Here is a 22,275-nt window from a genome sequence, read left to right as displayed (position 1 = left end):
GGATGGGGATTCTGAAGCCGCTGGTCTGGCTGGGCGGAGCCGTCGTCGTCGCGGCGGGCGCGGTGACCGGACGAGTGTGGGTCGCGCGACAGCGGGCGTCGATCGCCGCAGGCAAGGAGCGGATCAATCAGACGCTGCCTGTGCATTCCGCCTGGTGGCGCGATCACGCGAAGACCGCGGGCGAGATCCTCTACGTCGCCATCGGGGACAGCGCCGCCCAGGGGATCGGCGCCTCCGCGCCGCGCAACAGCTACGTCGGTGTCATCGCCGACCACATCCGCTCCGCGACCGGGCGCAGCGTCCAGGTCGTCAACCTGTCCGTGTCGGGGGCGACCGTCGCGCTGGCGGCCGCCGACCAGCTTCCGCGGCTCGGCGATCACGCTCCCGACCTCGTCACCGTGTCGATCGGCGCCAACGACATCGCCGACTTCGACGCCGGGCGGTTCCGGGAAAGTATCCGACGGGTGTTCGACGCGCTTCCGGCGGACGCGATCGTGGCCGACCTCCCCTACTTCTACCTGCCGCGCAACGAGCGCAAGGTCGCGGTCGCGAACGGCATCCTCCGCGAGGCCGCCGCCGAGCGCGGGCTCACGGTCGTCCCCCTGCACGAGGCCATGCGGCGGGAGGGGTGGCGCGGTGCGATGCAGCAGTTCGCCGATGACTGGTTCCACCCCAACGACCACGGCTACCGGGTGTGGGCGTCCGCCTTCCTGCCCGCGGTCATCGAGCAGGCGACGGCCAAGTTCCCGCGGCGCGCGGCGCTCTAGACGGCGTCGGCATCGTGCAGGGGCTCCGGGTGCGGAGCCAGGAACGACAGCACGCGATCCCACGCCGGCGCGATGACCAGGTGGCCGGCGCCCGGGAACATCTCCATCCGCGAGTCCGGAATGGTCCGCTCGTACCAGGCGGCGTGGGCTTGGCCCGCGATCCGGTCGGCCTGGCCGCCGATGATGAGCGTCTTCGCCTGCACCGCCGACGGGTCGAAGCCCCACGGGCGGGCGGTGTAGCTGAGGATGTCGGCCGCGACGCCGCCGGGGCCCTGACGGTACGCGTCCTTCAGCATCCGGCCGAGCCGGTCCTCCAGGCCGCGGCGGGCGAGCACCACGGCGTCCACTGGCCCGACGCCGAGCGCGTCGAGCGGGACGCCGCTCTCCAGGTCGGCGGCCCGCACCGCGTCGGCCTGGCCCTCCAGCATGGCGGACAGCCGGCTGCGCGCCTCGTCGGGCGCCAGGCGGCCGAGTTCGTCGGACTGCTTCTGCAGCTCGGGCGGGATCCACGGGACGTACTCGTTCGGGGCCGGCGTCGCCACCACCGCGACCCGGTCGACCAGCTCGGGATGCCGGGCTGCGAAGGCGAGGGCCACCCGGCCGCCGGCCGACCAGCCGGCGATGCCGATCGTCGGCGGACGGTTCACGCCGATGGGCGACTCCAACCGCTTCATCTCGCGGATGTACTCGGCGATGTCGTCGGCCGCGCCCACGATGCTCGGCCACGAGCCGGCCGGCCACGGGTCGCTGGAGCCGTAGCCCGGCCGGTCCAGCGACACAATGTGGACACCGCGGTTCGCGGACGCGTCCGGGTCGGGGTCGAACATCGACGAGCCGGGAGCCGGATGGCAGAACACGACGACGCGCTCGGCGACCGGGTCGCCCAGGGTGGTGACGCCGACACGTCGGCCCGAACGGAGGGTGAAGGTCAGGTTGGCCATGCGGCCCATTGTGGCCCGCACCCGCCACGCCGAGAAGCCCGTCGCCAGCGGAGGAGATCGCCCACGGGATGCCCCGCGAGTGCAGCCAGCGGAGGGGTTCGGCCGGTGGGACGCGCCCTCCTCCGTTGGTTGCGGAGGAGATGGGGCGCGAAATGCCCCCGCGAGGCAGCCAGCGGAGGAATCGGGCGGTGAGGGAGGCCTGATCTCCTCCGTTAGCTGCGGAAGAGGTGGTGCGCGCGAATACTCCGCGAGGGCGGCAGCGGAGGAATCGGGCCGCGTGGGACGGGCGATCTCCTCCGTTGACCGCGATCCCGGCGGCGAAGCGGACGTGTCTCCTCCGTTAGCCGCGGCGCTACCGGCCTCAGAACGCGGCGTCGAGCTCGCGCTCGCGCGGGGTCGCCGCCGCGGTGAAGGCCACGCGCAGCGCCTCCCGAATGGTCGCGCTCCGCTCGTCGACGCGTGTCGCGAAGCCGAGCCGGGCGGCCTCCGCCGCCCGCTGCTTGCCGCTCGACACCGGCCGGACCTCCCCCGCCAGGCTGATCTCACCGAACGCCGCGAGCGTGTGCGGGATGGCCCGGTCCGACGCCGCCGACGCCACTGCGAGCGCGATCGCCAGGTCGGCGCCGGGCTCTGCTAGCCGCACCCCGCCGACGGTGGAGACATACACGTCCTTGTCGCCGAGGCGGATGCCGGCCCGGCGCTCCAGGACCGCGAGCAGCATTGCCACCCGCGACGAGTCGACACCGTTGGTCACCCGCCGCGGGTTGGGCGCCGTGGTCGCCACGACGAGCGCCTGCACCTCCACCGGAAGCGGGCGGCGGCCCTCCATCGCCACAGTGACGCAGGTGCCGGACACCGGCGTCGTCGTGCGGCTGAGGAAGAGCCCGCTCGGGTCGGGGACCTCGGCGATCCCGTCGCCGGCCATCTCGAAGCAGCCCACCTCGTCCGTCGGCCCGAACCGGTTCTTCAGGGCGCGCACGAACCGCAGCGCGGTCTGGCGGTCGCCCTCGAACTGGCACACGACATCCACCAGGTGCTCGAGCAGCCGCGGGCCGGCGATCGAGCCGTCCTTGGTGACGTGCCCGACGATCAGGATCGGGAGGTCGCGCTCCTTGGCCACGCGGATGAGCGTGCTCGCCACCTCGCGGACCTGACTCGGGCCTCCCGCGATGCCCTCGGCCGACCCGCTCGACACGGTTTGCACCGAGTCCACGATCACGAGCGACGGCCGCACCGCGTCGATCTGGCCCACGATAGTCGCGAGGTCCGTCTCGGAGGCGAGGAAGAGCTGGTCGTGGAGGGCGCCCGTGCGCTCGGCGCGCATCCGCACCTGGCTCACCGACTCCTCGGCGCTGACGTACAGCACGGGGTTGCCGGCGCGCGCCGCCCGGGAGGCCACCTCCAGCAGCAGCGTCGACTTGCCGACGCCCGGCTCGCCGCTCAGCAGGATGGCCGCGCCCGGCACGATGCCGCCGCCGAGCACCCGATCGAACTCGCCGATGCCGCTCGGCCGGCGCTCCGTCGACTCCGTGCCGATCGACGTGATCGCCCGCGCCGCGCGGTCCGCTCCGACGACGACCGGCTTCAGAGCACGCAGCACTCCCGTGGGGGCCGACGCCTCCGCGACCGTGCCCCACTCCTGGCATTCGCCGCAGCGACCCACCCACTTCACCGTCGTCCACCCGCACTCGGTGCAGCGATACGTCACAGCGGCTCGTGCCACGGAACCTCCTCAGTCGCGCTCCACACTACGGTCGGCCACCGTCATCCTCGGGAGGATCGCGGAACTCGTGGAGGAGTCGCCCGGGCGCGCGAGCTGTGGAGGACGAAAAGCCCGGACTCAGTTGAGCGCGAACTGCTTCGTCGTCGCCGAGGTGATGCCCGCGACCGACACCTGCAGGTGGTACGACGCCCCGCCCGCCGGCACCTGCGCGCGCTGCGCCTGGCACGTCGCCGGATCGGACCGGGTGCGGTCCCAGGTGATCGGCGCCTGCGACGAGATCGTCTTGCCCGGCTGCAGCAGCACCTGGGCGTCGACCTTCGAGCTCTGGCAGTCCGTGGACTTCCAGTAGACCTCCGAGCCGCTGGTGATGGTGAACACCTGTTGGGCGGTGCCCGCGTCGATGACGCACGCATTCGACCCGGTGTTGGTCAGCGCGACCGAGAGCTGCGGGAGCTGGCCGGCAGAATAGCGGTCGGCGTCGGTCACGGCCTCCACTTTGACGTCAGCGGGTTTGCACGGCTGACCGCTCGCGCTGGCGCTGGACGTCGGGATGCTGGTCGGCGCCGCGGCCGCGGTCGGCCGGGGAGAGCTCGTCGTGACCGGGCCCCGCGCCGGCTCGCCGCTCGACGAGCCGGGACGCACCACGATCAGGACGATGACCACCACGACCGCGACGAGGCCGAGGAGGACGATGAGCCGGCGGCGCCAATAGACGCCGCTCGGCTGCGGGCCGACAGGGTGCTTGAACGTCGACATGCCCGAAGGGTAGCGCCGACCCGCGACACGCCGACGCAGGCGCGCTCAGAGACGCTTCAACATGCGCGTGTTTCCCAGGGTGTTGGGCTTCACGCGGGCGAGATCCAGGAACTCGGCGACACCCTCGTCGTGCGAGCGGACGAGCTCGGCGTACAGGGTCGGGTCGACGGTCTCCGACCCCATGTCCTCGAAGCCGTTGCGCTCGAAGAAGCCGACCTCGAAGGTGAGGCAGAACAGCCGGCTGAGTCCGAGCTCCGCCGCGTCAGCCTCCAGCCTGGCGAGCAGCGCCCGGCCGACGCCGCGGCCGAGCCACGGGTCGGCGACCGCGAGCGTGCGCACCTCGGCGAGGTCGCTCCACATCACATGCAGCGCACCGCAGCCGATCAGCTCGCCCTTCGGCGTCTCTGCGACGCGGAACTCCTGCACCGACTCGTAGAAGGTCACGGCCTCCTTGCCGAGCAGGATGCGTCGCTGCACGAGCGGCTCTACGAGCTCCCGAATGCCCGGCACATCCCCCGTCCGCGCCCGCCGAACCACAAACCCGTCGCCCTCAGAACTCACCCCACAACCCTACCGACCGCGACCTCCCCACGAAAAAACCGCCGAGTACGCAGACTGTCTGCGTACTCGGCGGTTTTCGCGTACTCGGCGGTTTCAGTCGTTCGCGGCGAGGTCCGGGGTGGCCGGGCCGGTGCCGATGGCGGCGGCGGCGTTCACGCCGGCGCCGACCGACTCCTGGCGGGAGGTCGTGGTGAACACGAAGTCGCCGTCCTTGAAGTCGACGTGCACGTGGTCGCCGGCGTTCAGCTCGCCATGCAGGATCTTCTCGCTCAGTCGGTCCTCGATCTCGTGCTGGACGGCGCGGCGCAGCGGCCGGGCTCCCAGCGTCGGGTCGAAGCCGACCTCGATCAGGCGCTCCTTGGCGGGGACCGCCAGCTCGATCGTCATGTCACGGTCGAGCAGCCGGTCGGAGAGGCGCTTGATGAACAGGTCCACGATCTGCAGCAGCTCCGGCTTGGAGAGCTGCGGGAACACGATGATCTCGTCGACACGGTTGAGGAACTCCGGCTTGAAGTTCTTCTTGAGCTCCTCGTAGACCTTGCCGCGCATCCGGTCGTAGCCGGTGGTCGGGTCGCCCTCGATCTGGAAGCCGACGGGGCCGCCGGAGATGTCCTTGGTGCCGAGGTTCGTGGTCATGATGATCACGGTGTTCTTGAAGTCGACCACGCGGCCCTGGCCATCCGTCAGACGTCCCTCCTCCAGGATCTGGAGCAGCGAGTTGAAGATGTCCGGGTGCGCCTTCTCGATCTCGTCGAACAGCACGACGCTGAACGGCTTGCGGCGGACCTTCTCGGTGAGCTGGCCGCCCTCCTCGAAGCCGACGAACCCGGGAGGGGCGCCGAACAGCCGGGAGACCGTGTGCTTCTCGCCGTACTCCGACATGTCGAGGGAGATCATCGCCGACTCGTCGTCGAACAGGAACTCCGCGAGCGCCTTAGCCAGCTCGGTCTTACCGACGCCGGTCGGGCCGGCGAAGATGAACGAGCCGGAGGGACGCTTCGGGTCCTTGAGGCCTGCGCGGGTGCGGCGGATCGTCCGCGAGAGGGCCGCGATGGCCTCCTCCTGGCCGATGACGCGCTGGTGCAGCGCCTTCTCCATGTAGACCAGGCGGGCCGACTCCTCCTCGGTGAGCTTGAACACCGGGATGCCGGTGGCCTGCGCCAGCACCTCCGCGATCAGGCCCTCGTCGACCTCGGCCGTCGTCTTGACGTCGCCCGAGCGCCACTGCTTCTCGAGGCGCAGCCGCTCGCCGAGGAGGTTCTTCTCCTCGTCGCGCAGGCTCGCGGCCTTCTCGAAGTCCTGGTCCTCGATCGCGGCCTCCTTCTGGGAGCGGACGGCGGCGATCTTGTCGTCGAACTCGCGCAGCTCCGGCGGGGCCGACAGGATCGACAGGCGCAGGCGGGCGCCGGCCTCGTCGATCAGGTCGATGGCCTTGTCCGGAAGGAAGCGGTCCTGGATGTAGCGGTCGGCGAGGTTCGCCGCGGCGACGATCGCGCCGTCGGTGATGGACACCTTGTGGTGCGCCTCGTAGCGGTCGCGCAGCCCCTTGAGGATGTTGATCGCGTGCGGCAGCGACGGCTCGGCCACCTGAATCGGCTGGAACCGGCGCTCGAGCGCTGCGTCCTTCTCGAAGTGCTTGCGGTACTCGTCGAGCGTGGTCGCGCCGATGGTCTGCAGCTCGCCGCGGGCCAGCAGCGGCTTGAGGATGCTGGCGGCGTCGATCGCACCCTCCGCGGCGCCCGCGCCGACGAGGGTGTGGATCTCGTCGATGAAGGTGATGATGTCCCCGCGGGTGCGGATCTCCTTGGTGACCTTCTTCAGGCGCTCCTCGAAGTCGCCGCGGTAGCGGGAGCCGGCGATGAGCGAGCCGAGGTCGAGCGTGTAGAGCTGCTTGTCCTTCAGCGTCTCCGGCACGTCGCCGCGGACGATCGCCTGGGCGAGGCCCTCCACGACGGCGGTCTTGCCGACGCCGGGCTCGCCGATCAGCACGGGGTTGTTCTTGGAGCGGCGCGACAAGATCTGCATGACGCGCTCGATCTCCTTCTCGCGCCCGATCACGGGGTCGAGCTTGTTGTCGCGCGCGGCCTGCGTGAGGTTGCGGCCGAACTGGTCGAGGATCTGGCTGCCGGCCTGCGCGGTCGCCTGATCGTTGCCGCCCACCTGGACCTGCTCCTTGCCCTGGTAGCCGGAGAGCAGCTGGATGACCTGCTGGCGCACGCGGTTGAGGTCGGCGCCCAGCTTGACGAGCACCTGGGCGGCGACGCCCTCGCCCTCGCGGATCAGGCCGAGCAGGATGTGCTCGGTGCCGATGTAGTTGTGGCCGAGCTGGAGGGCCTCGCGCAGGCTGAGCTCGAGGACCTTCTTGGCGCGCGGGGTGAACGGGATGTGGCCGGTCGGCTGCTGCTGACCCTGGCCGATGATGTCCTGGACCTGCTCGCGGACGGCGTCCAGCGAGATACCGAGCGATTCCAGAGCCTTTGCGGCGACACCCTCACCCTCATGGATCAGGCCGAGCAGGATGTGCTCCGTCCCGATGTAGTTGTGGTTGAGCATCTTGGCCTCTTCCTGGGCCAGGACGACGACGCGCCGAGCGCGGTCGGTGAATCTCTCGAACATTTCTACTCCTCGCGACGCCGTTGCAGGGTCGGCGCCGATACATCGAGAGTAACCGCGGCATCCCGTGCAGCGGAGGCATGTTCGCTGGAGGCGTGACGCCGTGTCAGCCGCGGAGGGCGGCGATCGTGAGGGTCGTGTCGGGGAGCTTGACGGTGACGTCCGAGGTCGTCGTGAGACCGCTCGGGGTGTCGAACACGGTGGTGTGCGGGACGATGTCGTGCGTGCAGACGCCGCCGGGCACGGGGGCGAGCGTGGCCTCGAGCTGGTTCGACGCGACGACCTTCACCGACTGCACCGTGGGCGGGCAGGTGGAGCTGCCGTTGAGCACGATCCCGAACTGCTTGCCGTTCTGCAGCCAGGTCGCCCAGGAGGCGCCGCCCGCGCTGCTGGCCGGAGGCTGGACGCCCTGCGGCTCGCCCGCGTAGTCCTTGGCCGGTTTCACCTGCGTGCTCGTACAGCCCGCGAGAATCAGGGCGGCGGCGACGAGGGCGGCGGTGGCCGCGACGGGGGTCCGGGGGCGCGCTGCACGGTTCACGCGCTCATTCTATGGGCGGCCTCCTGAGGGCGCTGGGTGTCTAGGATGCCGCTATGAGCAACCTCGAACGCGATCCGGTGGAGGTCCTCGCGGGCGACGATGTGATCGTCGCCGACGCGGGAGTGGAGATCCTGGAGCCGCGTGAGGTGCCGCTCGGGGGCCCGCGCGCGATGACCGTGCGGCGCACCCTCCCGCAGCGCCGGCGCTCCCTGATCGGCGGCTGGTGCTTCGTGGACCACTACGGTCCGGACGACGTCTCGCTGACCGGCGGGATGCAGGTCCCGCCGCATCCGCATACCGGCCTGCAGACGGTGAGCTGGCTGTTCGAGGGCGAGATCGACCACCGCGACAGCGTCGGCAGCCACGCCCTCGTGCGCCCCGGCGAACTCAACCTGATGACGGCGGGCCGCGGGATCAGCCACTCGGAGGTCTCGACTCCTGGCACGCAGCGGCTGCACGGCGTCCAGCTGTGGGTGGCGTTGCCGAGCGCGTCGAAGGATGTGGAGCCGTTCTTCGAGCACCACGTCCCGTCTCCCGCCCCGCTCGGGGACGCGACCGTGCGCACGTTCGTCGGCGCCCTGGCCGGAAGCGGGACGGCGGCGACCGTGTTCTCGCCGCTCGTCGGCGCCGAGCTCGTTGTGCCGGCCGGGACGCGGGTGACGATCCCCCTCGATCCCGCGTTCGAGCACGGCGTGCTGGTGGACGCCGGCGAGGTAGTGGTCGCATCGGCAGCGGTCCCCGTCGCGCATCTCGCGTATCTCTGTCCCGGCCGGGACGCGGTGGCGGTGGAGGCCGGCGACGCCGGCCCGGCGCGCCTCCTGCTGCTCGGCGGCGAGCCGCTGGGCGAGGAGATCGTGATGTGGTGGAACTTCATCGGCCGCAGCCACGAGGACGTCGTCGCGGCGCGGGCCGAGTGGCAGCGCGACGTGATCGACGGCGAGGACCCGGACGGGCGGTTCGGGACGGTGCGCGGGTACGACGGCGGCGCGCTGCCGGCGCCGGCGCTGCCGACGGTGCGGCTGAAGCCGCGCGGCTAACGGAGGAGATCCACTCCGACACGCCGTCGCGCGACGGACTGCGGAGGACTTCACGGACAGCGGAGGCGCGATCTCCTCCGTTGCCGGCGCTACTGGAGGGCGGAGGTGAGGCGGGCGAGGTTGTCGAGCACCGTGGAGCGCAGGGGCTGCTTCATCCATTCGTCCAGGGTCAGCTCGCGGCTCTCGCGGCGGTAGCCGTCCTCCACTTCGCGCATCTGGTCCACGAACGAGCGTCCGCGCACCATCAGCGAGACCTCCATGTTGAGCAGGAAAGAGCGCATGTCCATGTTGCTCGACCCGATCACGGCCACGTCGTCGTCGATCGTGAAGTGCTTGGCGTGGAGGATGTAGGGCGCCTTGTACATCCAGATCCGCACGCCGGCGCGCAGCAGCGCCTCGTAGTACGAGCGCTGCGCGTGGTAGACCAGCGCCTGGTCGCCGATCTCGGAGACGAACAGGTCGACCGCGATGCCCCGCTGGGTGGCGGTCGTGATGGCCGTGAGCATGGCCTCGTCCGGCACGAAGTAGGGCGAGGTGATGACGATGCGCTCCTGCGCGTAGTACAGCAGCGCGAGGAACAGCCGGAGGTTGTTCTCACCCGCGAACCCGGGGCCGGACGGCACCACCTGGGCGTCCAGCTCCTCGGGGTCGTTGGCGTTCTGGACGTCCTCGTCGGTGATCGGCTCGGTCTCGCGGCGCAGCAGTTCGTCGGTCTCGCTGTACCAGTCGGTGATGAAGATCGCGTTCAGACCGGCGACGATGGGCCCTTCGAGCCGGACGACGAGCTCCTTCCACTTGAGCCCGCGCCGGATGTTGGACTTCTTGTTGTAGCTGCGGTCGATGACGTTCTGCGACCCCATGAACCCCACCCGGCCGTCCACGATCAGGAGCTTGCGGTGGTTGCGGAGGTCGGGGCGCTGGTACTTGCCCTTGAACGGCTGCACCGGCAGCATCAGGTGCCACTTCGCGCCCATCGCGGTCAGGCGCTTGATCGTGGCCTTGTAGTCGGGCGTGCGCACCGACGCGATGTGGTCGAGCAGCACGCGCACGATGACGCCGCGGGCGACCGCGGCCTCCATCGCGTCGAAGAACGGGGCGGTCGTCTTGTCGAGGGTGAGGATGTAGAACTCGACGTGCACGTACCTCTTCGCCTTCGCGATCGCGGCCGTCATCGCCGCGAGCGAGTCGTCGTAGTGCCCGTCGAGGCTGGCCCGGTTGCCGCCGACCAGCGGCATCGCGCCGAGGTTGCGGTTCAGCTCGACGACGGACTCCAGCCACGGCGGCCAGGGGTGGTCGCGGCGCACGCGCTCGATGCCCTCGGTGCTGTCGATGATGAAGCGGTTGATCTCGTCCTGCTTCTCGCGGCGCTTCTTCGGGAGCTTGTAGCTGCCGATCAGCAGGAAGAACAGCACCCCGATGTACGGGATGAGGAAGATCGCCAGCAGCCAGGCTGTGGCGGAGGTGGGCTTGCGGTTGCGCGGCACGACGATGATGGCGATGACGCGGATCACGAAGTCGAGGAGCAGCGCGAGCACGACGATCGTCGTGGTCAGCAAACCCGCATCCATTCGGCCCCCTCCGGCGTCAGGCGTCGAGGACCGGGATGTACGCCCTCACTGCTAACCGTAGTGGGCGCTAGGACTTGGGGGCGAGGCCGCGGCGGGCGCGCTCCTCGTTCTCCATGCGGGAGTACACCTTGCGCTCGGTGCGGTCGGCCCGCACGATGGCGCGCATGGTCATCCAGAACAGCAGCCCGACGAGGACGGTCGGGGCCAGCGACCAGACGATTCCACCGATGATGTCTCCCATAGCGGGATAATGGTACCTCCCGCACATGTGAACGTCCTCGTCCCGAAAGCAGCACCACGCCTCCCATCGTCGTCTTCCTCACCACCTGGTCCTTCGACCCGGCGGCCGCGGTCGTGCTGGTCGCAGCGGCGGCCCTCTACCTCGGCGGTGTGCTGTCACTCCGGCGCCGCGGTCACCACTGGCCCGCGCGGCTGACCTGGATGTACCTGCTCCTCGGGCTCGGCTCGTACGCGGTCATCTCGTTCGGCTTCCTCGGCGCCGAGAGCAGGGAGCTGCGCTGGGCGTTCACGACCCGGATCGCGCTGCTGCTGTTCGTCGTCCCGGCCCTGGTGAGCCTCGGGAGGCCGATCGCGCTCGCCCGCGTGGCGCTCGGCCCGACGGGTCAGGCGCGAACCGACCGGTTCCTCCAGTCGCGCCCGGTGAAGCTGTTCGGCAACGCGATCTTCGCGACCGTCTTCGCCTGCGCGGCGTTCATGATCTTCCTGACGCCGGTGGCGGCGGTCCTCCGGGAGTCGCCGTGGTCGGAGTGGACCGTCTCGGTGCTGGTTCCGCTGTTCGGCCTGCTGATGGTGCTGCCGATCGCGGCCCACTCGGTGATGCACACCAGCTTCTTCATCACGGTGGAGTTCCTGCTGGCGTTCGTGGCGCTGCTGCTCGACGCCATCCCCGGGCTGCTGCTGCGGCTCAACGACACGGTGCTCGACCACGCTGCGGCGATCGCCGGCCCGTTGCCGTCGTGGTTCCCGAACGCGCTGCACGACCAGCATCTGTCCGGCGACTTCCTGTGGTTCATCGCGGAGGTCGCGGACGTCCCGATCCTGATCATCCTGTTCATCCGCTGGATGCGCCTGGACCGCCGGGAGGGCAAGAAGCTGGACGAGCTCAGCGACGAGGAGATGGAGGCGCTCACGCAGGCGCACCTCCACCAGCGCGGCTGACCCCCGCGGCCACCGATTCCGGAGTTATGTACGCCTCCACACGGCGTGTCGCGTACAGAACTCCGGAACGGATTGCTGCGGGCTACTTGACCAGCGGGAAGAGGATGGTTTCGCGGATGCCGAGGCCGGTGAGGGCCATGAGCAGGCGGTCGATGCCCATGCCCATGCCGCCCGTCGGGGGCATGCCGAACTCGAGCGCGCGCAGGAACTCCTCGTCCAGGCGCATCGCCTCGTCGTCGCCGGCGGCCGCCAGGCGCGCCTGCTCCACGAAGCGCTCGCGCTGCACGACCGGGTCGATCAGCTCGGAGTAGCCCGTCGCCAGCTCGAAGCCGCGCGTGTACAGATCCCACTTCTCCACCACGCCGTCGCGGGAGCGGTGCGCGCGCACGAGCGGGCTGGTGTCGACCGGGAAGTCCATGACGAAGGTCGGCCGCACGAGCCCCGACTTCACGTGGTGCTCCCACAGCTCCTCGACGTACTTGCCTGGCAGCGGGTGCGGCACCTCGATGCCGGCCTCGGCCGCGAGCTCGCGCAGCCGCGACATCGGGGTCTCCGGCGTGATCTCCTCGCCGATGGCCTCCGAGAGGCTGTCGTACATCCGGATGCGGTCCCACTGGCCGCCGAGGTCGTACTCGGTGCCGTCGGCCCAGGTGACCACGTGCGAGCCGGAGACGGCGAGCGCCGCGTCCTGGATGAGCTGCTGGGTCAGGTCGGCGATCGAGTTGTAGTCGCCGTACGCCTGGTAGGCCTCCAGCATCGCGAACTCGGGCGAGTGCGTGGAGTCCGCGCCCTCGTTGCGGAAGTTGCGGTTGATCTCGAACACCCGGTCGATGCCGCCGACGACGGCGCGCTTGAGGTACAGCTCCGGCGCGATGCGCAGGAACAGCTCGGTGTCGAACGCGTTGGAGTGCGTGACGAACGGCCGGGCAGAGGCGCCGCCGTGCATCACCTGCAGCATCGGCGTCTCGACCTCCACGAAGCCCTGGCCCGCGAAGGTGCTCCTGAGGCTGGCGACGGCCGCGGCGCGGTCGAGCACGTTGCGTCGGGCCTGCTCGCGGGCGATCAGGTCGAGGTAGCGCGAGCGTACGCGGGTCTCCTCGTTGAGCTCGTTGTGCAGGTTCGGCAGCGGCTGAATGGCCTTGGACGCGATCATCCAGCCGCGGACCATGATCGACAGCTCGCCGCGGCGGCTGGAGATGACCTCGCCCGAGACGAAGACGTGGTCGCCGAGGTCGACCAGCTCCTTCCAGCGCGCCAGCGACTCCTCGCCCACCTCGGCGAGGGAGACCATCGCCTGGATGCGCGAGCCGTCGCCGGCCTGCAGCACCGCGAAGCAGAGCTTGCCGGTGTTGCGCTGGTGGACGACGCGGCCGGCGAGGCCGACGGTCTCGCCGGAGGCCTGGTCGGCCTCCAGGTGGCCCCAGGCGGCGCGCACCTCGGGGATGGTCGTCGTCACCGGGACCTGCACCGGGTAGGCGCCGCCGCCCGCGTCGCCGGCCTCGGCGATCAGGCGCTCGCGCTTGGCCAGGCGGACGGCCTTCTGCTCGCTGATCTCGTCGGCGGTGAGGTCGCCGTCGGCGTTGAGGTCGGTGGCGGGCGCTTCGGTCATCGTGTCTTTCCGTTCCGGCGGGTTCTGTGCGGTGGAGGGCGGCGGTTCTGTGCGTGGAGGTCGTGCGGCTCTGTGAGGCTCAGCCGAGCGTGATGCGCGCGTTGTCGATCAGGCGGGTGGAGCCGACGCGGGCGGCGATCAGCAGGAGCGCGGGACCGTGGAGGTCCGCACCCGCTTCGAGGAACGTGTCCAGATCGACGATCGCGAGATAGTCCAGTTTAACGACCGGCTCGGCCGCCACGCGCGCGGTCGCCGCATCGAGGGCGGCCGCCACTCCCCCCGACGCCGCCGCGGCCCCGGCGGCGAGCGCCTGCGACAGCGTGAGGGCCGCCCTGCGCTGGTCGTCGTCCAGGTAGCGGTTGCGGCTGGAGAGCGCGAGGCCGTCGTCCTCCCGGACGGTGTCGACCACGGCGATCGTGACGGGGAGGTCGAGGTCGTCGACCATCCGGCCGACGAGGTGCACCTGCTGGGCGTCCTTCTGGCCGAACACGGCGACGTCGGGCTGGACGATGTGGAACAGCTTGGTGACGACGGTGAGCATCCCGTCGAAGTGCCCGGGACGCGAGGCACCCTCGAAGAGCCTGCCGACCTCGCCCGCGGTCACCCTGGTCGAGGACGGCCCGTGCGGGTACATCTCGGCGGCGGTCGGGGCGAAGACCAGGTCGGCGAGGCCCTCCAGTGCGGCGACGTCCGCGTCGAGGGTGCGGGGGTAGCGGTCGAGGTCCTCGTTCGGGCCGAACTGGAGCGGATTGACGAAGATCGACACGACGACGAAGCCGCCGAGGTCGCGGGCGCGGCTCACCAGGCTCAGGTGGCCGCGGTGGAGGGCGCCCATCGTCGGGACCAGCACCACCCGGCCGACGGGCGCGTCGGCGGGACCGTCGAGCGCGGCCTGGCGCCGGGCGTGCGACACCCACTCGCGCAGTTCGGCGATGGTGGTCACGACGTCGGGCATGACGGTCCTCTCGGGGTGGTGACGGTGAGGGACGGTGCGCTCGGCTGACGAGGGCGACCCGGCCGCATCCAGGCTACTCGCCGCGGAGGTACCAGCCGCGACCGTCGTCGCCGGGGTCGCCCTCGGCCGGCCCGGCGTCCGCGCCGCCGAGCGCCTCCAGCACGTCGCCGACGTCGAGCGCGGTCGGGGCTCCGGCGCGGGTCAGCGCGTTGTCGACGGCCGAGCGCAGCAGCGAGCTGAGGAACGATCCCGGGTTCTCGACCCCGATCCCGGCGAGGATTCCCGTTGACTGCTCCACGATCGAGCGCGAGAACGCGGTCGCCGTCGCGATCGCCTCCGCGTAGGCGGGACGGTCGGCCTCCGCGATCACGACCGGCTCGCCGCCCATCTCGACCACCAGAGCCTGCGCGATCGGGAGCACCGGAGTGGGCGCTGTGACGGCGAACCAGCTCTCCGCCAGCCGAGTGAGGTCGAGGCTGGTGCCGGTGAACTCCAGCGCCGGGTGCACCGCGAGCGGGATGGCGCCGGCCTCAGCCGCCGGGCGCAGCACCTCGACGCCGTACGCCGGCGCGGTGTGCAGCACGAGCTGGCCGGGCTGCCAGGTGCCGGTCGCGGCGAGGCCGGCCACGAGCCCGGGCAGCTCGCGGTCCGGCACGGCGAGGATGACGAGCTCGCTGCGCTCCACGACGGTCGGGACGTCCAGGATCGGCGCCTGAGGGAGCATCGCCTGCGCGCGCTCACGGCTCTCGGCGGACACCGCGGAGATGCCCACGATGGCGTGGCCCGCTCCGGCGAGCGCGGCGCCGAGGACCGGGCCGACGCGCCCGGCGCCGATGATGCCGAGGCCGAGGCGGCCGGAGCGGCGGGTGGTGTCGTTCATGCGTCCTCCCCAGGTGATGCGGAACGGGATGCGGAGTGGGTGGGATCGTCGGGCCGGTCTACGACCCCCGGCTGCACGCGGACATCCGGCTGCACGCGGACATCCGGCTGCACGCGGACCTCCGGCCGCACTCGCCAGCGGTGGCTTCGGTCCGCGGTCGCGGCCTGCACCGCGCGCACAGCGACCGTCTCGAAGAGCCGCTCTCCAGTGGCGGCGTCCATCGCGCCGAGCCGGGGATGAACCGGGCCCGAGACCGTGTGGAAGCGGGCCTCCGCCAGCCCGAGCAGCCGATCGAGCGGGCCCTGCTGCAATTCCAGGCTCTGCAGCCGGGCCAGCGGCACCACTGCGAGGCTCCGCCAGACGAAACCGCGGCGCAGCAGCACAGCGCCGTCCACCATCCGGAAGCCCGTGCGCTGCCACGACAGCGGCCGCAGCCAGATCGCGCGGCGCGGACTGCCCGTGAACGCGTCACGGCCGCGGGAGGTCATGCCCTGCAGGATCGCCGCGTCGTGCTCCGCGGTGAAGTCCGGGAGCACCAGCGACAGCACCTTGGCCACGTCGGCCTGGTCGCCCACCGGCAGCATGGTCGTGTTCGGCTGGCCGGCCGCACCCTTCTCGCGGGTGTGCCCGGCCGTGTCGATGCGGATCTGCCACCAGCCGAAGGGCCGCCAGAGCAGCGGCTGGAGCACCTCGACGGCGTGGATGCGGCCGGGCGGCAACGTCTCGTTGCTCAGGGTGAGCAGCCCGAAGCCGACCCGGACGCCGTCGGGCGTGCCCGCGATCGAGTACCGTAGCGACTTCGTGAACCGGTTGATGTAGAAGCTCGCCGAGCCGAGCAGGCCGGGGAGCACGACGATCAGCAGCCAGGGCGCGCCGCCCGCCGAGCCGATCACCAGCAGGACGATCACGACGAGGACGAACAGGGTGAACCCGCTCAGCACGAGCGAGCCGGCCAGCCGCAGCGGCGGGATCTTCACGACCGACTCGGGCGGCGCCGCGTTCGGGTCGAGTTCGGGCGCGAGGAAGTCGTCGATGCGCCGGCTGACGAAATCGCCGACCTGGGCGCCACGGGTGGAGGGCGCACCGGTCGCGGCCGGCGCCGCGGCCTCGGCCTCCCGGACGCCCGACGCCAGCCGCAGCACGTCCGACCGCAGCCCGTCGGCCAGCACCGAGCCGAGATACGACAGCGTGACGTTCGCGTCGTGCCCGGCCACGGAGATCTCCAGCTTCGCGGCTCCGAAGATGCGCGCGAGCAGCGGGCGCACCACGTTGATGCCCTGGATGCGGTCGAGCCGGGCCTTGCGCTGGGTGCGGAACAGGATGCCGCTGCGCACCTCCACCGCGTCGTCGGTGATCCGGAAGCTGTGCATCCGCCACGACACGTAGAACGCGGCGAGACAGCCGAGCAGCACGACCGCGACGCCGAGCAGCGCCCAGCCCTCCCAGCCGTGGTTGTAGATCGCGTCGATCGGGTCGCCGCCGAGGTCCGGCGCCCCGACGAAGAAGCTCACCAGCCGCTCCCGGAGGTTGGAGAGCACGAAGCCCAGGACCGCGATGAAGACGATGCCGCCACGCAGCAGCGGCGTCGCCGGGTGGAGGCGGTGCCATTCGCCGTCGGTGAAGCGCTCGGCGGCGCGTTCGGCGGCGTTGAGCGGACCACCCGGGAGCGGACCACCCGGGAGCGGCGCGCCGGGCGCACCGCTCTGCGGCACCCCGCCCTGCGGCACCCCCTCGGCGCCCGGTGCCGTCACAGCCCCGCCCGGCGGCTCTCCGCCAGCTCCACCAGCCGATCCCGCAGCTCCGCCGCCTGCGGCTCCGGAAGTCCTGGGACGACGACGTTCGTCGACGCCGCCGCGGTCACGAACTTCAGGTCGGCCAGCCCGAGCATCCGCCCGACCGGCCCGCGCGTGATGTCGATCAGCTGCATGCGGCCGTACGGCACCGACACGAAGCGCTGGAACATGATCCCGCGCCGGAACAGCAGGTCGTCGGCGCGCAGGATGTACCCGATCGACCGGGTGCGCCGGTTCGCGATGAACAGCCCGATCAGCGTCGCGACCACGACGACGACCAGCACCATCCACGCCCACGACCACCCGGCGACGAGCCAGAGGAACACCGACGCGGCGCTCAGGACGAGTCCGCTGAGGAGGGTGCTGACGACGACCACGACCACGTACTTCGGCGAGACGCGGTTCCACTCCCCGACCGTGAGGTCAATGCGAGCGGGCACGGGCGGTCTCCAGGTCGTCATCGTTGTCGTCGGGCGGGAGGGTGCAGAAGAACTCGGCGACCAGGCCCGCGATGAGCAGGATGACGGCGCCCGCCGTGCCGAGCGCGGTCAGCAGCACCGCGTTCGAGGCGGGCAGCACGTCCCGAGTCAGGATGTAGATCAGGATGCCGGCGCCCGCGCCCGTCAACAGCGCGCCGCTCAGGCTGCACGCCTTGGCGAGCACGACGATCCGCATCGCCTGGAACGGGTCGATGCGGCGCGAGCTGCGTCCGCGCACGGCACGGCGGATCGGGACGGCGAACGCCACGATGATGATGGCCACGGCGACCAGGGTGATCGGCAGGGTCAGCGGGGGGACGAACGCCGCGAGGCCGGCGCCGGAGGCCGCCAGCTCCCCGAGAAAGCCCACGACCAGCCCGAGCACCCCGAGGCCGATGAGGGAGGTGGGACGGGTGCGCTTCATGCGTCGCCGCCCTCGTACAGCGCCACGGGATCGGTGGCGCGGGCCGCGAGGTCGGCGACGGGCCCGTAGCCCGGCAGCACGGCGTCCGGGTCGACGTCCAGCCACGGCACCAGCACGAAGGCGCGCTCGTGCGCCCGCGGGTGCGGCAGGACGATCCGCGGGTCGTCGTCGGCGACGATCCCCTGGTAGTCCACGATGTCGATGTCGATGGTGCGGTCGCCCCAGCGTTCCTCGCGGACCCGGCCGAGGGCGTCCTCCACCCGGTTCACCGCGGCCAGCAGCGCCAGTGGGTCGAGGATCGTGTCGATGAGGGCGACGGCGTTGAGGTAGGCGGGCGCCTCCTCGTCGATTCCCTCCGGCTTGAGCGCGGGGGTCTCGTACAGCCGGGACACGGCCTCGACGCGGACGCCCGGGTCGTCGGCGAGCAGGCGCAGCGCTTCCCGGATGGTGGCGACGCGGTCGCCCAGGTTGCTGCCGAAGGCGAGCACCGCCGGCGCGCCCACGCGCAGGCGCTCGGGCCGCGGCCTCATGGCCGGCCCCGCAGGATGCGTACAGCGACGTCGCCGAACGGCACCTCGATCGGCGCGTCCGGCTTGTGGACGGTGACCTCCACCGAGTGCACCGGATCGTGCGCCAGCACGACCCCGGCCACGCGCTCCGCGACGGTCTCGATGAGGTCGACCGGGTCGCGGCGGACGGCGTCGGCGATCTCGGCCGCCAGCTCGCCGTAGTGGACCGTGCGGGCGAGATCATCGGAGGCCGCGGACTGCGACAGGTCGAGATGCGCGGTCACGTCCACGACGAAGTCCTGGCCGTTCTCGCGCTCGAAGTCGAACACGCCGTGGTGCGCCCGCACGCGCAGCCCGGTGAGAACGATCGCGTCCGTCGGCGTGCGCGAGACGGACACGGCAGCGGAATCAGTCATCGCGTCCAGCTTGCCACGCCTGCACGACATCCAGGGCCATCCGCGTCGACGCCACGTCGTGCACCCGCACCGCCCAGACGCCGGCCTGAGCGGCGAGCGCGGAGATGACGGCCGTGGGCGCGTCCCGGTCCTCGACGGTGGCGCCCTCGCCGAGCAGCGTGCCGAGGAACCGCTTGCGCGACGCCCCGATGAGCACGGGGTAACCGAGGGTCTCGAACTCGTGGAGCCCGGCGAGCACCTGCCAGTTGTGCCGGGCGTTCTTCGAGAAGCCGAGGCCGGGATCCAGCACGAGCTTGGCCGGGTCGATGCCGTGGTCGATGAGGCTCGTGACCCGGGCGGAGAGCTCGGAGCGCACCTCCGCGACGGTGTGGCTGTAGTGGGCGCGCGAGTCTGCGGCGTCGAGCCGGCCGCGCCAGTGCATGACGACGTACTGGAGTCCGGTGTCGAGCACCGCGTCCGGCATCCCATCGTCGGCGAGGCCGCCGGAGACGTCGTTGATGATCGCGGCGCCCGCGTCGGCGGCGGCGCGCGCGGTGGAGGCGTTGAGTGTGTCGACACTGACCGTGACGCCATGCTCGGCGAGCGTGCGGATGACGGGGACGACGCGGGCGCGCTCCTCCACCGGGTCGACGCGCAGCGCGCCGGGACGGGTGGACTCGCCGCCGACGTCGATCAGGTCCGCGCCCTGCGCGACGAGGTCGAGCGCGTGCGCGACCGCGGCCTCCGGCTCCAGCCACAGGCCGCCGTCGCTGAAGGAGTCGGGCGTCACGTTGAGGACGCCCATGATGAGCGTCACGAGCGGCGGCCCCTCCGCGATTCGGCACGAATGTCGCGTTTGCACTCGCGAAAGTCGACATTCGGCACGAATGTCGGTGTCATTCTGCGCCTCCGCCGATCAGCGCGATCAGCTCGGCGCGGGAGGCCGGCTCGGTGAAGGCGCCCCGGGCGGCGATCGTCACGGTGGTGGCGCGGGTCTGCCGTGCGCCGCGGGTGGTCACGCACTCGTGGGCGGCATCCAGAACAACGAGCACGCCGCGGGCCTGCGCGCCGTCCTCGATCGTGTCGGCGATCTGCTCGGTCAGCCGCTCCTGGAGCTGCGGTCGCGCCGACAGCGTCTCGATCACGCGCGGGATGCGGCCGAGGCCGATCACCGCGTCCCCGGGGAGGTAGGCGACATGCGCGACGCCGAGGAACGGCAGCAGGTGGTGCTCGCACACCGACCGGAAGGCGATGTCGCGCAGGATCACGGTCTCGGCGCGGGCGTCCTCCAGCGGCACCGGTTGACCGAGCTGCCCACGCGCATCGACGCCCACGCCGGAGAAGAACTCGGCGTAAGCGTCGGCGACGCGCGACGGCGTGTCGGTCAGGCCCGGACGCGACGGATCCTCGCCGATGGCGGCGAGGATCTCGGCGACGGCCGCCTCGATGCGTGCGCGATCGAATCCGGTCATGCGGTGCGCGGCCTAGGCTGTGGCCGGCCGCGGCTTGATCGCGGGGGAACGCTTCGGCTTCGACGACGGCGGCTCGGAGTCCACTCCGCCGTCCACCGCACCGGCGTCGATCGGCGCCTTCGGGAACTCGATGGGCGGCAGGTCGGAGATCGGGCGCTTGTCGCTGGAGAGCCACTGCGGGCGCTCGGGCAGCTTCTTCACGTCGGCGAAGATCTCCGCGATCTGGTTGTGGTCGAGCGTCTCGTGCTCCAGCAGTGCGGCGGCCAGGCGATCGAGGACCGCGCGGTTGTCGTTGATGACCTCCCACGCCTCGTCGTGCGCCTTCTCGATGAGCGCGCGCACCTCGGCGTCGACGCGCTCGGCGATCCGCTCCGAGTAGTCGCGCTGGTGACCCATGTCGCGGCCGAGGAACATCTCGCCGTTCGCCTGGCCCAGCTTGACCGAGCCGATGTCGGCGCTCATGCCGTACTCGGTGACCATCTTGCGGGCGATGGAGGTCGCCTTCTCGATGTCGTTGGAGGCGCCGGTGGTCGGGTCGTGGAAGACGATCTCCTCCGCGACACGGCCGCCCATCGCGTAGGCGAGCTGGTCGAGCAGCTCGTTGCGGGTGACCGAGTACTTGTCCTCGAGCGGCATGACCATCGTGTAGCCGAGGGCACGGCCGCGCGGGAGGATGGTGATCTTGGTCACCGGGTCGGTGTGGCGCATCGCCGCGGCGGCGAGGGCGTGGCCGCCCTCGTGGTACGCGGTGATCAGCTTCTCCTGGTCCTTCATCACACGGGTGCGCTTCTGCGGTCCGGCGATGACGCGGTCGACGGCCTCGTCCAGGGCGCGGTTGTCGATCAGCTGCGCGTTGGAGCGCGCCGTCAGCAGAGCGGCCTCGTTGAGCACGTTGGCCAGGTCCGCGCCGGTGAAGCCCGGCGTCTTGCGGGCCAACACCTCGAGGTCGACGGAGGCCGCCAGCGGCTTGCCCCGGCCGTGCACCTCGAGGATCTTCTTGCGGCCGAGCAGGTCGGGCGCGTCCACGCCGATCTGGCGGTCGAAGCGGCCCGGGCGCAGCAGCGCGGGGTCGAGGATGTCGGGACGGTTGGTCGCCGCGATCAGGATGACGTTGGTCTTCGGGTCGAAGCCGTCCATCTCCACCAGGAGCTGGTTGAGGGTCTGCTCGCGCTCGTCGTGACCGCCGCCGAGGCCGGCGCCGCGGTGACGTCCGACCGCGTCGATCTCGTCGATGAAGATGATGGCCGGCGAGTTCTCCTTGGCCTGCTGGAACAGGTCGCGGACGCGGCTGGCGCCGACGCCGACGAACATCTCCACGAAGTCCGAACCGGAGATGGAGTAGAAGGGGACGCCCGCCTCACCCGCGACCGCGCGGGCCAGCAGCGTCTTGCCTGTGCCGGGAGGGCCGTACAGCAGCACGCCCTTGGGGATGCGCGCGCCGACCGCCTGGAACTTGGCGGGCTCCTTCAGGAAGTCCTTGATCTCCTGCAGCTCCTCGATGGCCTCGTCGGACCCGGCGACGTCGTCGAAGGTGACCTTCGGCGTCTCCTTGGTGACGAGCTTCGCCCGGGACTTGCCGAACTGCATGACCTTGTTGCCGCCGCCCTGCATCCCCGAGATCATGATCCAGAAGAAGACGCCGATGAGCAGCGCGGGGATGAGGAAGCCGAGGATGTTCACGAACCAGTTGGGCTGCGGAACCGAGTCGTCGTAGCCCTTGGGGAGGTTGGCGTTGTCGATCGCCTTGACGATGTCGGCGCCGCGCGGGGTGACGTAGTAGAACTGCACCTGGTTGCCGTTGGCGCCGTCCGCCTGCTTGAGCGTGAGGTCGACGCGGTTCTCGCCGTCGACGATCTTCGCGCTGGAAACCTTGTCCTGCTGCAGGAGGTCGAGCCCCTGCTGCGTGGTGACGGGCTTGAAGCCCGACATGGTGATCAGGCTGGAGCCGATCCAGACCGCGATGATCGCGAGCACCACGTACAGGATCGGGCCGCGGAAGATCTTCTTGAGGTTCATGGTGCGACCACAGTACCGCCTGGGCGCTGTGGGTCGGCTGCGTGTTCGCTCTGGGCGCGC

General features: G+C 71.0%; 22 protein-coding genes. 3 read left to right on the top strand and 19 right to left on the bottom strand.

Annotation, left to right across the window (positions count from 1 at the left end):
* Positions 1-2: 2 nt before the first annotated feature.
* Entirely contained in the window at positions 3-767 is a 765-nt protein-coding gene (locus AC1ROW_RS20310; RefSeq protein ID WP_493021261.1) for an SGNH/GDSL hydrolase family protein, read from the top strand.
* On the opposite strand, the gene AC1ROW_RS20305 is transcribed toward AC1ROW_RS20310, so the two are convergent.
* The 6 genes from AC1ROW_RS20305 to AC1ROW_RS20280 form a co-directional block, all read right to left on the bottom strand.
* Entirely contained in the window at positions 764-1,708 is a 945-nt protein-coding gene (locus AC1ROW_RS20305) for an alpha/beta fold hydrolase (RefSeq protein ID WP_493021259.1), read from the bottom strand. The two genes, AC1ROW_RS20310 and AC1ROW_RS20305, sit on opposite strands and share 4 nt — an antisense overlap.
* A 361-nt stretch (positions 1,709-2,069) precedes the next feature.
* Positions 2,070-3,431, bottom strand: a complete 1,362-nt coding sequence (radA, locus tag AC1ROW_RS20300; protein ID WP_493021257.1) for a DNA repair protein RadA — start codon at positions 3,429-3,431, stop codon at positions 2,070-2,072.
* 117 nt (positions 3,432-3,548) lie between these two features.
* Positions 3,549-4,187 carry a hypothetical protein gene (locus AC1ROW_RS20295; RefSeq protein ID WP_493021255.1) on the bottom strand — a complete coding sequence of 213 codons (639 nt, stop codon included), beginning with the start codon at positions 4,185-4,187 and terminating at the stop codon, positions 3,549-3,551.
* 45 nt (positions 4,188-4,232) lie between these two features.
* Entirely contained in the window at positions 4,233-4,748 is a 516-nt protein-coding gene (locus AC1ROW_RS20290) for an amino-acid N-acetyltransferase (protein ID WP_493021253.1), read from the bottom strand.
* A 93-nt stretch (positions 4,749-4,841) separates the two neighbouring features.
* Positions 4,842-7,364 (bottom strand): ATP-dependent Clp protease ATP-binding subunit, encoded by a 2,523-nt coding sequence (locus tag AC1ROW_RS20285; protein WP_493021251.1) that lies wholly within the window; start codon positions 7,362-7,364, stop codon positions 4,842-4,844.
* A gap of 103 nt (positions 7,365-7,467) precedes the next feature.
* Positions 7,468-7,899 carry a hypothetical protein gene (locus tag AC1ROW_RS20280; protein ID WP_493021249.1) on the bottom strand — a complete coding sequence of 144 codons (432 nt, stop codon included), beginning with the start codon at positions 7,897-7,899 and terminating at the stop codon, positions 7,468-7,470.
* Between the two features lie 53 nt (positions 7,900-7,952).
* On the opposite strand from AC1ROW_RS20280, the gene AC1ROW_RS20275 reads away from it, so the two are divergent.
* Positions 7,953-8,936 (top strand): pirin family protein, encoded by a 984-nt coding sequence (locus AC1ROW_RS20275; protein ID WP_493021247.1) that lies wholly within the window; start codon positions 7,953-7,955, stop codon positions 8,934-8,936.
* An 89-nt stretch (positions 8,937-9,025) separates the two neighbouring features.
* On the opposite strand, the gene cls is transcribed toward AC1ROW_RS20275, so the two are convergent.
* Complete coding sequence (gene cls / locus AC1ROW_RS20270) at positions 9,026-10,504, bottom strand: cardiolipin synthase (protein ID WP_493021245.1); 1,479 nt, start codon at positions 10,502-10,504, stop codon at positions 9,026-9,028.
* Positions 10,505-10,571: 67 nt separating this feature from the next.
* Complete coding sequence (locus AC1ROW_RS20265) at positions 10,572-10,745, bottom strand: hypothetical protein (RefSeq protein WP_493021243.1); 174 nt, start codon at positions 10,743-10,745, stop codon at positions 10,572-10,574.
* A gap of 113 nt (positions 10,746-10,858) precedes the next feature.
* Here AC1ROW_RS20265 and AC1ROW_RS20260 point away from each other — a divergent pair, with 113 nt between their 5' ends.
* Positions 10,859-11,683, top strand: coding sequence for a cytochrome c oxidase assembly protein (locus AC1ROW_RS20260; RefSeq protein ID WP_493021241.1), 825 nt, complete (start codon positions 10,859-10,861; stop codon positions 11,681-11,683).
* A gap of 82 nt (positions 11,684-11,765) precedes the next feature.
* Here the strand turns inward: AC1ROW_RS20260 and lysS are convergent, their stop codons facing one another.
* From lysS to ftsH, 11 genes are all read right to left on the bottom strand, one after another.
* Positions 11,766-13,292 carry a lysine--tRNA ligase gene (lysS, locus tag AC1ROW_RS20255; protein WP_493021239.1) on the bottom strand — a complete coding sequence of 509 codons (1,527 nt, stop codon included), beginning with the start codon at positions 13,290-13,292 and terminating at the stop codon, positions 11,766-11,768.
* A gap of 79 nt (positions 13,293-13,371) precedes the next feature.
* Positions 13,372-14,247, bottom strand: a complete 876-nt coding sequence (panC, locus tag AC1ROW_RS20250; protein ID WP_493021237.1) for a pantoate--beta-alanine ligase — start codon at positions 14,245-14,247, stop codon at positions 13,372-13,374.
* Positions 14,248-14,320: 73 nt separating this feature from the next.
* Positions 14,321-15,127, bottom strand: coding sequence for a Rossmann-like and DUF2520 domain-containing protein (locus tag AC1ROW_RS20245; protein ID WP_493021235.1), 807 nt, complete (start codon positions 15,125-15,127; stop codon positions 14,321-14,323).
* Complete coding sequence (locus AC1ROW_RS20240) at positions 15,124-16,878, bottom strand: PH domain-containing protein (protein ID WP_493021233.1); 1,755 nt, start codon at positions 16,876-16,878, stop codon at positions 15,124-15,126. The genes AC1ROW_RS20245 and AC1ROW_RS20240 overlap by 4 nt, the downstream gene beginning before the upstream one ends.
* Positions 16,875-17,360: a PH domain-containing protein gene (locus tag AC1ROW_RS20235; RefSeq protein WP_493021231.1), complete on the bottom strand. Its 486-nt coding sequence runs from the start codon at positions 17,358-17,360 to the stop codon at positions 16,875-16,877. Before AC1ROW_RS20235 ends, AC1ROW_RS20240 begins: the two co-directional genes overlap by 4 nt.
* Positions 17,344-17,823: a DUF3180 domain-containing protein gene (locus tag AC1ROW_RS20230; protein ID WP_493021229.1), complete on the bottom strand. Its 480-nt coding sequence runs from the start codon at positions 17,821-17,823 to the stop codon at positions 17,344-17,346. The genes AC1ROW_RS20235 and AC1ROW_RS20230 overlap by 17 nt, the downstream gene beginning before the upstream one ends.
* On the bottom strand, positions 17,820-18,353 hold the full coding sequence (gene folK / locus AC1ROW_RS20225) for a 2-amino-4-hydroxy-6-hydroxymethyldihydropteridine diphosphokinase (protein WP_493021227.1): 534 nt from the start codon (positions 18,351-18,353) through the stop codon (positions 17,820-17,822). The genes AC1ROW_RS20230 and folK overlap by 4 nt, the downstream gene beginning before the upstream one ends.
* Positions 18,350-18,748: a dihydroneopterin aldolase gene (folB, locus tag AC1ROW_RS20220; RefSeq protein ID WP_493021225.1), complete on the bottom strand. Its 399-nt coding sequence runs from the start codon at positions 18,746-18,748 to the stop codon at positions 18,350-18,352. Before folB ends, folK begins: the two co-directional genes overlap by 4 nt.
* Positions 18,741-19,544, bottom strand: a complete 804-nt coding sequence (gene folP, locus AC1ROW_RS20215) for a dihydropteroate synthase (RefSeq protein WP_493021223.1) — start codon at positions 19,542-19,544, stop codon at positions 18,741-18,743. Before folP ends, folB begins: the two co-directional genes overlap by 8 nt.
* Before the next feature lie 79 nt (positions 19,545-19,623).
* Positions 19,624-20,199 (bottom strand): GTP cyclohydrolase I FolE, encoded by a 576-nt coding sequence (folE, locus tag AC1ROW_RS20210; protein ID WP_493021221.1) that lies wholly within the window; start codon positions 20,197-20,199, stop codon positions 19,624-19,626.
* Positions 20,200-20,211: 12 nt separating this feature from the next.
* A complete protein-coding gene (ftsH, locus tag AC1ROW_RS20205) occupies positions 20,212-22,215 on the bottom strand; it encodes an ATP-dependent zinc metalloprotease FtsH (protein ID WP_493021219.1) in 2,004 nt (667 codons plus the stop codon).
* Positions 22,216-22,275: the final 60 nt, after the last annotated feature.

This window comes from Leifsonia sp. GW821-FHT13C09, assembly GCF_058806435.1.
This window is presented reverse-complemented; position numbering and strand designations above follow the sequence as displayed.